Source organism: Pseudarthrobacter niigatensis, from assembly GCF_030812615.1.
In the GTDB taxonomy this organism is placed as follows: Bacteria; Actinomycetota; Actinomycetes; order Actinomycetales; family Micrococcaceae; genus Arthrobacter; species Arthrobacter niigatensis.
On record NZ_JAUSTB010000005.1, the window covers coordinates 267,974 to 280,572 of the forward strand.

The 12,599-nt window shown below is 63.5% G+C and carries 13 protein-coding genes; 4 read left to right on the forward strand and 9 right to left on the reverse strand.

What is annotated here, in order from left to right:
* Positions 1–2: 2 nt before the first annotated feature.
* Together rhaI and J2T23_RS10165 are read right to left on the reverse strand one after the other, a co-directional pair.
* Entirely contained in the window at positions 3–1,169 is a 1,167-nt protein-coding gene (rhaI, locus tag J2T23_RS10160; protein ID WP_307359622.1) for an L-rhamnose isomerase, read from the reverse strand.
* Positions 1,170–1,274: 105 nt separating this feature from the next.
* Positions 1,275–1,619: an L-rhamnose mutarotase gene (locus J2T23_RS10165; protein ID WP_141159425.1), complete on the reverse strand. Its 345-nt coding sequence runs from the start codon at positions 1,617–1,619 to the stop codon at positions 1,275–1,277.
* A gap of 152 nt (positions 1,620–1,771) precedes the next feature.
* Here J2T23_RS10165 and J2T23_RS10170 point away from each other — a divergent pair, with 152 nt between their 5' ends.
* Complete coding sequence (locus tag J2T23_RS10170) at positions 1,772–2,788, forward strand: LacI family DNA-binding transcriptional regulator (RefSeq protein WP_307359624.1); 1,017 nt, start codon at positions 1,772–1,774, stop codon at positions 2,786–2,788.
* Here the strand turns inward: J2T23_RS10170 and J2T23_RS10175 are convergent.
* The 7 genes from J2T23_RS10175 to J2T23_RS10205 form a co-directional block, all read right to left on the reverse strand.
* Positions 2,785–3,162: a DUF7793 family protein gene (locus J2T23_RS10175; protein WP_307359626.1), complete on the reverse strand. Its 378-nt coding sequence runs from the start codon at positions 3,160–3,162 to the stop codon at positions 2,785–2,787. The genes J2T23_RS10170 and J2T23_RS10175 overlap by 4 nt on opposite strands.
* Positions 3,163–3,282: 120 nt before the next feature.
* A complete protein-coding gene (locus tag J2T23_RS10180; RefSeq protein ID WP_307359629.1) occupies positions 3,283–3,954 on the reverse strand; it encodes a DUF1961 family protein in 672 nt (223 codons plus the stop codon).
* A complete protein-coding gene (locus J2T23_RS10185) occupies positions 3,955–4,647 on the reverse strand; it encodes a rhamnogalacturonan acetylesterase (RefSeq protein WP_307359631.1) in 693 nt (230 codons plus the stop codon).
* Between the two features lies 1 nt (position 4,648).
* Positions 4,649–5,521, reverse strand: coding sequence for a carbohydrate ABC transporter permease (locus J2T23_RS10190; RefSeq protein WP_307359633.1), 873 nt, complete (start codon positions 5,519–5,521; stop codon positions 4,649–4,651).
* Entirely contained in the window at positions 5,521–6,495 is a 975-nt protein-coding gene (locus J2T23_RS10195) for an ABC transporter permease (RefSeq protein ID WP_307359635.1), read from the reverse strand. The genes J2T23_RS10190 and J2T23_RS10195 overlap by 1 nt, the downstream gene beginning before the upstream one ends.
* Complete coding sequence (locus J2T23_RS10200) at positions 6,496–8,025, reverse strand: extracellular solute-binding protein (protein ID WP_141159418.1); 1,530 nt, start codon at positions 8,023–8,025, stop codon at positions 6,496–6,498.
* Between the two features lie 113 nt (positions 8,026–8,138).
* Positions 8,139–8,807, reverse strand: a complete 669-nt coding sequence (locus J2T23_RS10205) for a YesL family protein (protein WP_141182408.1) — start codon at positions 8,805–8,807, stop codon at positions 8,139–8,141.
* A 418-nt stretch (positions 8,808–9,225) separates the two neighbouring features.
* Between J2T23_RS10205 and J2T23_RS10210 the strand changes: the two genes are divergently transcribed.
* From J2T23_RS10210 to J2T23_RS10220, 3 genes are read left to right on the forward strand one after another with little or no spacing between them, the layout of a single operon-like run.
* The gene (locus J2T23_RS10210; RefSeq protein WP_141159416.1) at positions 9,226–10,527 is read left to right on the forward strand and encodes an ABC transporter substrate-binding protein; all 1,302 of its coding nucleotides are present in this window, start codon (positions 9,226–9,228) and stop codon (positions 10,525–10,527) included.
* Positions 10,524–11,465 (forward strand): carbohydrate ABC transporter permease, encoded by a 942-nt coding sequence (locus tag J2T23_RS10215; RefSeq protein ID WP_141159415.1) that lies wholly within the window; start codon positions 10,524–10,526, stop codon positions 11,463–11,465. Before J2T23_RS10210 ends, J2T23_RS10215 begins: the two co-directional genes overlap by 4 nt.
* Positions 11,455–12,393 (forward strand): carbohydrate ABC transporter permease, encoded by a 939-nt coding sequence (locus J2T23_RS10220; protein WP_307359638.1) that lies wholly within the window; start codon positions 11,455–11,457, stop codon positions 12,391–12,393. The genes J2T23_RS10215 and J2T23_RS10220 overlap by 11 nt, the downstream gene beginning before the upstream one ends.
* Positions 12,394–12,599 lie beyond the last annotated feature (206 nt).

Consider the following 12,599-nt stretch of genomic DNA (forward strand, 5'->3'; position numbering starts at 1 on the left):
TTTCAGGCGCCCCATCCGGCTTGCTGGCCGCGTGCGCGGTCCTCGTTGATCTGTTTCTGGTAGCCGCTGGCCTTGTAGGCAGCCATCGGGTCCGCGGGCAGCCCGCGGGATTCGCGCCATTCGGCCAGGATGGGCCGGACGTCGGTGTAGAAGGCGTCGTTGAAAATGCCGTTCGCGGCCAGGACATCACCCGCACGCTGCGCTTCACCCAGCGCTGCGGTATCCACCAGCAGGGCACGGAGCGTCATTTCCTGGACGTTGAGCACGGAGCGGATTTGGCCCGGGATCTTCTCTTCCAGGTTGTGGCACTGGTCCAGCATGAGAGCGACGCCGGAGTCCTGGCCGAAGCCGCCGCCCCGGATCACCTCATGCATGATGCGGAAGAGCTGGAACGGATCCGCGGCACCCACGATCAGGTCGTCGTCGGCATAGAAGCGGGAGTTGAAGTCGAAGGAGCCCAGCTTGCCCAGGCGCAGCAGCTGCATCACGATGAACTCAATGTTGGTGCCCGGGGCATGGTGCCCGGTGTCCAGGCAGACAAACGCCTTCTCCCCCAAGGCAACGGTCTGGGCGTAGGATGTGCCCCAGTCCGGAACGTCTGTGTGATAGAAAGCCGGTTCGAAGAACTTGTACTCCAGGACCAGGCGCTGCCCGTCGCCCAGGGCTGCGTAAATTTCCTGCAGGGAGTCGGCCAGGCGGTCCTGGCGGCCGCGCATGTCGTCCTGCCCCGGGTAGTTGGTCCCGTCCGCCAGCCAGATCTTCAAGTCCTTCGAACCCGTTGCGTGCATGATCTGGATGCAGTCCAGGTGGTGCTCGACGGCCCGGCGGCGGACCGACTCGTTGGAGGAGGTCAGTGAACCGAATTTGTACTCGTCATCCTGGAACGTGTTGGAGTTGATGGTTCCCAGGCCCACGCCCAGGCCCGCCGCGTACTCCTTCAAAGCGGCGTAATCGTCCACCTTGTCCCAGGGAATATGCAGGGCGACCGTGGGGGCCAGGCCGGTCAGCTCATGGACCTTGGCGGCGTCCGCCAATTTTTCCTGGACCGTGCGCGGCGTGCCTGGGGTGCCGAACACCTTGAACCGCGTGCCTGAATTGCCATAGGCCCATGAAGGGACCTCGATGGCAAGCTCCCCGAGCCTGCCCAGCGCCGTTGCTACGTCATTCATGTTGATTCTCTCCGGTGGTGAGCGTCTGTCTGCTGCATTTGGTTGATGCCCCGCTGCTGGAGCGTGCCTGTTGTCTTGGGTGGCCGGATCCAGGCCTCCAGCCGGTCAGCCTGCGGAGGGTGGTGCCGCGAGTTGGCTGTCCAGGTTGAAGACTTCCGCCAGCACCTGGAACCCCTCGTCGGGCGCCTGGCCGGAATCTTCGAAGAGGGTTGCCATCTCTGCCTGCCAACGGGCGTTGACGTCCGTCAGCGCCATGCGGGCACGGGCCGCGTCAAAGTCGTCGCACTCCACGTATCCCACCAGGAGCCCGTCCTCTCCGAGGAACAGGGAGTAGTTGTGCCAGCCCGCTTCCTTGAGTGCGTGCAGCATCTCCGGCCACACCGCGGCGTGCCGGCGCCGGTATTCATCGATCAGCTGCGGCTGGACCGAAGAACGGAAACACACCCTCATCGGTGCCCCTTTCAAAACGCCAATAAATTTTTGAATCGTTTCATTGGTACGATTCAAAGTACTCTTGGATTTGAGCAGGTGTCAAGCAATGGCAGAAATTATGATTTGCCGCAGGGATCTTCCCGGCGGGGGCATGTCAGCACGGAGAACCGATGAACCGCACAGCCAGTATCAAGGACGTGGCCACCCACGCGGGCGTGGCCGTTGGCACCGTGTCCAATGTCCTCAACTACCCCGACCGGGTGTCGGACAGGACCAAGGAGCGGGTCCTGTCCGCCATCGACGAACTTGGGTTTGTCCGCAATGACGCCGCGCGCCAGCTTCGCGTGGGGCACAGCCGCACCATCGGACTTATCGTCCTGGACGTAGGCAACCCGTTCTTTACCTCCGTTGTCCGCGCTGCGGAAGATGCCGCAGCGCTGCAGGGCAGCGCCGTCCTGCTGGGCGACAGCGGCCACGACGCAGGCCGGGAAGCGAACTACATCGACCTCTTCCAGGAGCAGCGTGTGCAGGGGCTGCTGATTTCGCCCGTGGGCGATGTGACGGACAGGCTGGATCTCCTCCGCGAGCGCGGCGTCCCCACGGTGCTGGTGGACCGGCTGGCCGACGAGTCCAAGTTCAGCTCAGTTGCCGTGGACGATGACGCCGGCGGATACCTGGCTGCAAGGCACCTGCTGGACACCGGCCGCCGTCGGCTCGCCTTTATTGGCGGCTCCACCTCCATCCGCCAGGTGGCCGACCGCCTGCAGGGGGCCCGCCGGGCCGTCAAGGAGGAACCGGACGCCACGCTGGAAGTCCTGGACGCGGAGGGGCAGACCGTCCTGGCCGGCCGCAGCGTGGGAGACATGCTGGTGGCGCGGGGCCGGTCGGAGCTGCCGGACGGGATCTTCTGCGCCAACGACCTCCTGGCCCTGGGGGTCATGCAGTCGCTCACCATGACGCATACCTTCCGCATCCCAGGGGATGTGGCGCTGATCGGCTACGACGACATCGATTTTGCAGCCTCCGCGGTGGTTCCCCTGTCCTCCATCCGCCAGCCCACCCAGCTGCTGGGCAGGACGGCCATCGAACTGCTGTCCGAGGAGGTGGAGTCCCAGAATCCAGTCCACCGTTCCGTGGTGTTCACGCCGGAACTGGTGGTCCGGCAAAGCACGGCCGCCGCTGGTTAGTTCACCGCCGGCTGCAGCCATTTCAGCGACTCGCTCCGCGATGTGAAGAAGCGCGTGGGGCATGGCGGAACATGGACGCCAAGGAAGAAGTTGGCGATTATCCGGTCTACAGGGCTTGTCCCCAGCAGGGCGATCCGGTTGGCCGCGCACGGAATGGAGAACACTGAGCGGGCCTGGATGCTGACATTTTCGGTGGTGGCCATGTCCACGAGCATCGGGTAGTTGCCGTCCCCCGCTATCCGGTTCACCGCGGCCATCGCCGCCTGCGCATCCTCGACTTCGATGCGGACCTTGGGCTCCCAGATGAGGTGGATGACCCCGTCAGCGCGCAGCTCCACTGTGCCTTTGCCGCCGTCGACCACTACGGGCTCCATACCCCGCCTCCCTCCAGTAGGCAGTTCCTGAACCCCTCCATCTTGCCCCACACGGAAGGTGGGAGCCCACCGCCCCACCGGCAAGGCCAATGTCACTGGAACCGCCAACCGGACGGTCGCCTAGAGCCTCTCCACCACCAGGTTCCGGTAGGCCGCCCGGAGCGGAGCCATCTGGCGGAAACCGATACGGCCGCCGCCAAGCACTTCGTCCGACCGGTCACGCCACTCAAAGAGCAGCAGGCCGTTGATGGAAAACCCCACCAGCGGCCCGTCCTTCACCACTTCCAGCCGGTAGAAGCCGGCCGCGTCCTCCGTTGGCGGCAACGGGTCCGCGCCCTGCGCCACCAGTTCGAAGCCCGCACTCTTACGCAGGTTGACAGTTCGGAACGCCCGCTCGGACGGGAACTTGTGCCGGAAATAGGAGACGTGCAGGGCGTCGATGTCCCCCGAGTGGTACTGGGGGTAGTAGCCCGTCCGGGGCGCGAGTGCGGGACTGAACAAGTCCAGGCCGCCCTGGCCGGCGGCCGTGAAGAACAGCATGGCCAGGCCAGGCTCCGCTAGCGGCAGGAACTCCCAGCTGATGCGGATCCGGTCCGGGAATTCTTCCGGGCACCAGAACGTCCAGTGCGCGTGGTCGCCGAACTCGCCGTCATCCAGCGTGCCGGACAGCTCCAGGGCACCGTTGTGGCTGCGCAGGCTAAGCGGCCCTTCGGCCACCCACCCGGCAACGTCATCCGGTCCTGCCAGCGGGTTGCGGTAGAGGATGCCCGTCTCCAAGCCCGTCGTGCCCACCTAGCCGCGTCCCGCCGTCGCACTTAACACTTTGGTGCCGGCCACGCCGTAGCCCATGCCCGCCAGCTGGCGCGCCACCTCCGCCGCCACCAGTGCGGCACCCTGCTGCGAGAAATGCGTGTCGTCCGCCAGCCCCGCGGGCCAGGACGCGTGCTCCCCCGGCGCGAAGTGGCAGAAGAGCTCCCGGCTCCCCTCCCGCCCCAGCCGACCATAAAGGCGCCGGGTCCAGGCGTTCAGGTCAATCACCGGAACCCCAAGCTCCGGGCCCAGTTCGCGGACCACCTCCGGATAGTCCTCAAGGCTCTCCTCAAGAACGTCCGACGACGGCGCGTCCAAAAAGTGCCGGCGCTCCACTGATGTGCAGAGCACCGGCGCCGCACCCACGCCATGCACCTCCCCCACCATGGTGCGCAGGTTCGCCGCGTAGCCCGTACGGGCGGCCAGATGCAGCTTTTTCTGGTCGTTGTGGCCGAACTGGATGAGCACGGCGTCCCCTGGGCCCGCCAAGGCGAGCAGGTCCGCCCAGCGTCCCTCGTCGCGGAAGGATTCCGTGCTTGCCCCGCCTTTGGCGAAGTTATGCACCGATCCCCACCGGTAGGTATGCGGCGGAAGCTGCGCTCCCCAACCGCTCATGGGGAACTTTTGGGTGGGGCAGTGGGCCACGGTGGAATCTCCGGCCAGCAGGATTTTCATGTCACCCTTTCACGGATCCGATGAGCATGCCCTTGGCGAAGTGCTTTTGCAGGAATGGGTAGAAGATGAGGATGGGCAGCGTGGCCACCACGATCACGGCGAACTTGATGCCCTGTTCCGGCGGGATGTAGTTGGGATCAACGTTGCCAGTGCCCAGCAGGTCCGAGGCCGCCGTGACCTGCCGCAGGTACATCTGCAGGGTCCATTTGGAGTTGTCGCTCAGGTACAGCAGGGGCGACATGAAGTCGTTCCAGATGCCCACCGCATAGAACAGCGCGAACGTGGCCAGGACCGGTTTGGACAGCGGCAGGAGGATCCGCCACAGGATTCCGATCTCGGTGGCGCCGTCCATCTTGGCGGACTCTTCAAGTTCGGCCGGCAGTTCCTGGAAGAAGTTCTTGATAATGATCAGGCTGAACGGATTGATGGCCGCCGGCAGGATCAGGGCCCAATAGGAGTTGAGCAAGCCCAGGTCCTTGACCAGCAGGAAGGTGGGGATCATGCCGCCGGAGAAGACCATGGCGAAAACCACCAGGGACAGGATCACGTTCCTGCCCCGCAGGCTCTTCTTGGCCAATGGGTAGGCCATGGTCACGGTGAAGGCCAGCTGGACCAGGGTGCCCACCGCGGTGACCAGGATGGTGGTGACCAGTGCCCGGACGAACGCCGGGGTGGCGAAGATGTACTCGTAGGAGCCCAGGGTGAACTGTTCCGGCCAGACGAAGAATGCCCGGCGGGTGATCTCCGGTTCGGTGGCGAACGAGCCCGCGAAGACGTAGACGAACGGCAGCAGCGTGATGATGCCGATCAGGGACAGGAAGAGGTAGTTGGCGGCGTCAAAGATCCGGCCGCCGCGGGTGTTGTGGATCTTCATTAGAACAGTCCGCTCTGGTTGAAACGCTTGGCCAGCCAGTTGGTGCCGAAGATCAGCACGATGCCCACCACGGATTTGAAGAGCCCCACGGCAGTGGAATAGCTATACGCGCCCTGGGTGATGCCCACGAAGTAGACGTAGGTGTCAAAGACGTCCGCCACCTCGCGGTTCAGGGCGTTGGTCATCAGGTAGATCTGTTCGAAGCCGGTGTTGAGCATCTGCCCGATGGCCAGGATCAGCATCACGATGATCGTGGAGCGGATCGCCGGCAGGGTGATGTGCCAGACCCGGCGGAACCGGCCGGCACCGTCGATGATCGCGGCCTCGTACTGGTCCTGGTCCACGGTGGAAAGGGCGGCCAGGAAGATGATGGTGCCCCAGCCGGTGTTCTTCCAGATCTCCTGGAGCACGATCAGGGGGCGGAACCAGGCCGGGTCACTCAGGAAATCGATATGCGTGCCCATGGTGTTGTTCAGGAACTGGAACAACGGGCCGATGTCCAGGGCGAACAGCAGGAAGCTCAGCGAGGCCACGATGGTCCAGGACAGGAAGTGCGGGATGTACACCAGGGTCTGGACCGTGCGCTTGAGGACGGACAGGCGTACCTCATTGAGCAGCAAGGCCAGGACGATGGTCAGCGGGAACGCGATGCCCAGGTTAAGAAAAGCCAGAATCAGGGTGTTGCCCAACAGCCGCGGGAAGTCCGGGTTGGCAAAGAAATCCGTGAAGTTCTGCACTCCCACCCAGGGGCTGCCGTTCACCCCCAGGAACGGGACGTAATCCTTGAACGCGATGGATACGCCATACATGGGGGCGTACCGGAACACCGCGAAGTACACCACGCCGGGCACCAGCAGCAGGTAGAGCCACTTGTAGTGAGCGAAGTGGACGGAGAACCTGCCCCCTTTCCGGGGAGCGGGCGGGGTCTTGCCCGCCCGCTCCCCGGCGAGGGTGTCAATGACAGGGGCTGCCATTTACTTGTTGTCCTGCCAGAGCTTGTTGATTTCTTCCTTGACCTTGTCGCCGCCGCTGGTGTCCCAGAGCTTGATGGCGTCCTTCAGGCCCTGCTCATCGATCTGGCCGGCAAGGTATTTGATCCGGGCGTCGGCCACGATGTTGTCCAGTTGGGCGCCCTTGGCCACGTAGGTGGCGGAAACGTAGGGCGCCGCCGGGTTGTAGACGGCGCTCTTGAGGTCCTCAGCCATCACGTCCGTGCGCTTGTCGAAGACCTGCTGTTCATAGTCGCTGGGCTGCTTGACGGGGTAGAACTGGTTTCCGGCAACGTTCATGCCCAGCTGGGCGTAGCTCTTGATGTCGGTGCTGACGGCCTTTCCTTCCGGGGTTTCCGGTTTGACGGTGGCCGCCTTGCCGTCCTGCACCGTGAAGTTCACGTTCTCGATGCCGTTGTTGAGCAGCACAGCGACGTCCTTGCCGTTCATGGTGTTCAGAAACTCCAGGACCTTGTCCAGTTCGGCCTCGCTCCTCACGCTGGCCTTCGGGATTGCAAGGAAGCCTGAATAGCCGTCGGTGGGGTGGGCGTGCAGCTTCCCGTCGGGGCCAACCAGGTTCCCGACAAAGCCCACTTTGTTCTGGAAGTTGTTGGGGTCTGCCTGCTTGAAGAGGTTGACCAGGACGCTCACGCGGGAATCGACGTCGACAATCATGCCGCCCTTGCCGTTGAAGAACGGCTCGTTCCATTTGGTGGGGTCAAAGGTGGCGAAGTCAGGGTTGATGAGCTTTTCGTCCACCATCTTCTTGATGAACCTGTCGGCCTGGAGGAACTCGTCGGTTTCGAAGCTGGGAACCAGCTTCCCGTCCCGCTCGGTCCACCGGTTTCCGGCGCCGAACCATTCCTCGATCACGTCGTAGGGGCTGTTGGTTCCCAGTGCACCCCATTTGGGAATGGTGATGCCCCAGGTGTCGTTGATGCCGTTGCCGTCCGGGTCCTGTTCGGTGAAGGCCTTTGCCACCTTGTACAGGTCCTCCACGGTCTTGGGCGCCTGCAGGCCCAGCTTGTCCAGCCAGTCCTGCCGGAACATCACGGCGGTGCGCATGGGAGAGCGTTCACGGAACAGGCCGTAGACCTTTCCGTTGACGCTCGAGTTCTTCTGGATGTCCGGGAAGGTGGTTTTGAGGTTGGGGTATTTGTCGAGTTTGTCGGTGAGGTCCCAGAATGCACCTGCCTGGGCATTCTTGACGAACCCGGGGCTCTTGGTCTGGATCACCATGACCTGCGGGATATCGGACCCTGCAAGCGTGATGTTGGTCTTGTCCTCGTAGGAAGCGTTGGGTGCCCAGTTGATCTTAACCTGCTTGCCGGTGAGCTCTTCCAGCTTCTTCTGGACCGCACCGTCTGACGCCGGCGGCTGGGCTTCCAGGAACGGGGCCATGATGGACACCGAGGTGAGGTCCGCGGCCGGGGCGTTCCCACTGCTGCACGCCGTGAGGGACAGTGCAGTGGCGGTGACGACGGCGGCGGCCAGGGTCAGTTTCCGATGGATCATGTTTCTTCCTTTTCCACTTCATTGGGGTTTGGGTTCGCTGGACCCGCGATTGATACGTTTCATTTGTGCTCCGCGCACGGATACTCGGAGGCATTCGCCGGCCGGGCGGATTGTCAGGCGGTGGACGCCCCCGGGAGGGCCCCGCCCGCGGCAGTTCCACCAGCTATCGCTACGGACTGGTCATTGGCCGTGAAGAACCGGTCACACAACCAGCCCGTGAGGTAGAGCCAGGCTCCGATGCTGAAGAACGGAACCAGCCCCGGTATCCAGCTGCTGGCATAAACCACTGCTGCGGAGACAAAGAGCAGGATGACCGTTCCGGCCAGGTGCCGCACGGCGAACCGGGATGACATCAGCAGGTACTGCGGCAGCGGCAGCTCATACCGGGCATACATGGGGAACAGGTAGCAGACTGCGCCCGCCAGGAAGATTGCCGCGACAAGGACTGCCGCCGCCGTGGACTGGGCAAAGATTCCGCCACTTCCCGCAAAATAGTTCCAGTTCAGGAGAAGCGCCGCCGTGACGGCCATGACCGGAACCGACAGGAGGTTGGCCCTGGCGAAGTTCCGGAAGTAGGCGGACGTGAACCCGCGAAGCAAGGGGGCACCATCCCCTGCGACCCTCCTTCGGACCACAATCTGCGCGGCGGCGGTGGCCGGGCCGGCACCAAGGACGCCGGCCCCCACCAGCGTGAAAGCGATCCACAGCAGGTTCAGGCCTGCCACCCACAAAAGCGTGTCGAAAAATGCGTAGGCACGCGCACTGAAGGTTCCGGACAGCATGGCACGGCTCCCTTCTGTTCTTCATGGTTGCAGGGGCGGATCCCAATGGTTGCAGGGGCGGAATCCCGCCCGTCCGCGTCACCCCAGTAATCGGTTTCTCGAAAATCTAGACCCAGACCGCCTGCTGGTCAAGTGAAGTTTTGAATCGTTACACAAAGCGATCACCCACGTCCTGCCGCCTTGCGGCGACAGGGGGAAAGCGCTTCCCCTTGATGTTCGCGCCTAGCTGGGGATGAAAATGATCCCCGGCCGCGCAGCCTGGATCAGGCGACCTTCGAGGTGGTTTGGGAAAGCCCTTGCCAAGTTCTTTGGAATGCGCTTTCCTTGTAGGGAGAAAGAACGTGGCGTAGAACACATGCATCCCTCGATTCCACATCGGATGCGCTGTACAGCAACTCATGACCTCAAAGGAGAGACAATGACAACGTTTACCCGACGATCGGCGCTGGCACTATTTGCCGGAACTGCCGCTGTGGGAGCCCTTTCCGCCTGTGGAACCGGTGGGGGTGCGAAGAACGCTGATGGCTCCGTAACCCTGCGTGTTTCCTGGTGGGGCAACGATGTGCGCAATAACCAGACCCAGCAGGTGATCGATGCCTTCCAGCAGGCCCATCCGAACATCAAGATCCAGGGAGAGCCCGGGGTGTGGTCGGGGTACTGGGACAAGCTGGCTACCCAGACGGCCGCAAACGATGCACCCGACGTGATCCAGATGGATCTTGCGTACATCGCCGAGTACGGCGGGCGGGGCGCGCTCCTTGACCTCTCCAAGCAGAACCAGCTGGACCTGTCCGCCTTCGACCAAAACACCCTCAAAGCGGGCCAGTACAACGGCAAGCTGAACGGCATCAGCACGGGACAAAACGCCCTCGCCGTCTTCGCTAACGTCAACCTCTTCAAGAAGGCCGGCGTCGCGATCCCTGACGATACTAAATGGACGTGGGACGACTACCTGAAGACGGCCCAGGCCCTCGCGGCAGCCACCGGCACCTACGGAGCCTCGTATGGCTTGACGGACCAGAGCCTCAACATCTGGCTGCGCCAGCGGGGAGAGCAGCTGTACACCCAGGATGGCCAGACCGGGTTCACCGTCGACGGCGTGGCCTCCTACATGGCCTTCCAGAAGAAGCTGATGGATTCCAACGCAGCGCCCCCCGCGAGCGTGGCACAGGAGGACATCGGCGCACCCGTCGAGCAGACCCTCGCCGCGACCAACAAGACCGGCATGTCTTTCTGGTGGACCAATCAGCTCGGCGCCATTGCGAAGGCCACAGGCAGCGACATCAAGCTGCTGCGCGTCCCGAGCCAGGACGGCAACCCCAAGGATGACGGGCTCTACTACAAGCCCTCGATGTACTGGTCCGCGTCGTCACGCTCCAAGCATGCGGCCGAGGCCGCGACGTTCATCGACTACCTGGTCAACAGCCCCGACGCTGCGAAGATCGTCACCACAGAGCGCGGTTTCTCGACGTCCCCGAAGATCCAGGACTCCATCAAGCCGTTGCTGACCCCCACCGACAAGACCGCCCTCGACTTCCTCACGGCGATCAAGCCGGAACTCGGCGAACCGCCCGCTGTTCCACCCACCGGGTCGAGCAAGGCCGCCGATGCCCTCGGCCGCCACACCACCGACGTCCTGTTCGGGCGCGCCAGCGCCCAGGATGCAGCCGCTGCATTCAAGTCCGAAGCGGACAACATGATCAAGAGCGCCAAGAAATGAGCGTCCTCACCGAACTGGGCAGCCTCGGCAAGAAATCGCCCCGGGGCGGGCCCAAGGTCAAGCGGACCTTCCGGGACAACCGGGCCGCGATGGTGTTCCTCGCCCCCTGGATCGTGGGCCTGGTCGCCATCACCATCGGACCGATGCTGATCTCCCTCTACCTCTCCTTCACGGACTACAACCTGATCCAGGACCCGAACTTCATCGGCGCCGACAATTTCACCCGCATGATGCAGGACGACCGGTTCTGGAATTCCCTGCGGGTCACCCTGACATACGTGATAGTCGGTGTCCCGCTGCAGCTCGGCCTGGCCCTGGCTGTGGCCCTGGCCCTGGACAAAGGCATCAAGGGCCTGCCGATCTACCGCTCGGTGTTCTACCTGCCTTCCCTCCTGGGCTCTTCGGTGGCGGTCGCGATCCTCTGGAAGCAGATGTTCGGCACCTCCGGTCTGGTCAACCAACTCCTGGCCATGATCGGCATCACCGGCCCGGGCTGGATCTCAGACCCCAGCACCGCCCTTGGCAGCATCATCCTGCTGCACGTCTGGACCTTCGGATCCCCCATGATCATCTTCCTGGCCGGGCTGCGGCAGATACCCGCCATGTACTACGAAGCCGCCGCCGTGGACGGCGCCGGCCGGGCCACCCGATTCCTAAAAATCACCCTGCCCCTGCTGAGCCCGATCATCTTTTTCAACCTCGTGCTGCAAATCATCGGCGCGTTCCAGTCCTTCACACAGGCGTTCATCGTCTCCGGCGGCACCGGCGGCCCGTCCGACTCGACCATGTTCTTCACCCTCTACCTCTACCAGCGCGGCTTCGGCCAGTTCGACATGGGCTACGCCTCCGCGATGGCCTGGGTCCTGCTGGTCATCGTCGGCGCCTTCACCGCCGTCAACTTCTACGCATCGAAATTCTGGGTGTTCTATGACGACTGAATCAGCCCCGCGCGTCACCACCGACGCCCCCCTGCCCACCCCCGGCCCCGCCAACGGCCGCCGGGAGCCCAACCCTCCGGCCAGCACCTCGCCCCGCCCCAAACACCGGACCAAAAGCATCCTGAAACACGCGATCCTGATCGCCACCGCGATCATCATGATCTACCCGCTGCTATGGATGGTCGTCTCCTCCTTCCGGCCCAGCGCGGACGTCTTCCGCGCCCCCGGCCTCTGGCTCACCGAAATCCACACCGAGAACTACGCCACCGGCTGGAACGCCCTAACCTCACCCTTCGGCACCTACCTGCTGAACTCCGCCCTGGTGGTCCTCGGCGCCGTCATCGGAAACCTCGTCTCCTGCTCGATGGCCGCCTACGCCTTCGCCCGGCTGGACTTCCGCGGCAAGAAATGGATGTTCGGCGCCATGCTCGTCATGATCATGCTCCCCATCCACGTCGTGATCGTCCCGCAGTACATCCTGTTCTCCCAGATCGGCTGGGTGAACACCTTCGCGCCCCTCATCGTGCCGAAGTTCCTCGCCACGGACGCGTTCTTCACCTTCCTCATGGTCCAGTTCATCCGCGGCATTCCCCGCGAACTGGATGAGGCGGCAAGGATCGACGGCGCGGGCCACCCCCGCATCTTCCTGCAGGTCATCCTTCCCCTGATGACTCCCGCCCTGGCCACCACCACCATCTTCACGTTCATCTGGACCTGGTCCGATTTCTTCAGCCAGCTCATCTACCTCACCTCCCCCGACGTGTTCACCGTCCCCGTCGCACTCCGCAGCTTCGTCGACGCCCAATCCAGCACCGACTGGGGATCCATGTTCGCCATGTCCATCGTCTCGCTCCTGCCCGTCTTCATCGCCTTCCTCGTCGGCCAGAAATTCCTCGTCAAAGGCATCGCCACCACCGGCATCAAATAACCACCCGCAGGGGTGCGTGTACCACCACGCACCCCGGCCCTTGCCTGTCCGCTGCATGTCCCGGCGGGCCACCATTCTGAAGATCCGCCCGCCGCACCCGGCGGCGCCCCAACCTGATTGCCCTGCTGGGCCGAACGGAGAACCATGGCAACGCCTGCCGGCGCGGCACTTCCGACAACACTCAACGGGGAACCTGCCCATCGCAG

Bases quoted from the DNA above. Each gene is read 5' to 3' on its own strand.
- J2T23_RS10190 (WP_307359633.1), bottom strand. From the start codon at position 5,521: ATGAAGATCCACAACACCCGCGGCGGCCGGATCTTTGACGCCGCCAAC.
- J2T23_RS10165 (WP_141159425.1), bottom strand. From the start codon at position 1,619: ATGAGGGTGTGTTTCCGTTCTTCGGTCCAGCCGCAGCTGATCGATGAA.
- J2T23_RS10195 (WP_307359635.1), bottom strand. From the start codon at position 6,495: ATGGCAGCCCCTGTCATTGACACCCTCGCCGGGGAGCGGGCGGGCAAG.
- J2T23_RS10210 (WP_141159416.1), top strand. From the start codon at position 9,226: ATGACAACGTTTACCCGACGATCGGCGCTGGCACTATTTGCCGGAACT.
- J2T23_RS10205 (WP_141182408.1), bottom strand. From the start codon at position 8,807: ATGCTGTCCGGAACCTTCAGTGCGCGTGCCTACGCATTTTTCGACACG.
- rhaI (WP_307359622.1), bottom strand. From the start codon at position 1,169: ATGAATGACGTAGCAACGGCGCTGGGCAGGCTCGGGGAGCTTGCCATC.
- J2T23_RS10185 (WP_307359631.1), bottom strand. From the start codon at position 4,647: ATGAAAATCCTGCTGGCCGGAGATTCCACCGTGGCCCACTGCCCCACC.
- J2T23_RS10220 (WP_307359638.1), top strand. From the start codon at position 11,455: ATGACGACTGAATCAGCCCCGCGCGTCACCACCGACGCCCCCCTGCCC.
- J2T23_RS10175 (WP_307359626.1), bottom strand. From the start codon at position 3,162: ATGGAGCCCGTAGTGGTCGACGGCGGCAAAGGCACAGTGGAGCTGCGC.
- J2T23_RS10200 (WP_141159418.1), bottom strand. From the start codon at position 8,025: ATGATCCATCGGAAACTGACCCTGGCCGCCGCCGTCGTCACCGCCACT.
- J2T23_RS10215 (WP_141159415.1), top strand. From the start codon at position 10,524: ATGAGCGTCCTCACCGAACTGGGCAGCCTCGGCAAGAAATCGCCCCGG.
- J2T23_RS10170 (WP_307359624.1), top strand. From the start codon at position 1,772: ATGAACCGCACAGCCAGTATCAAGGACGTGGCCACCCACGCGGGCGTG.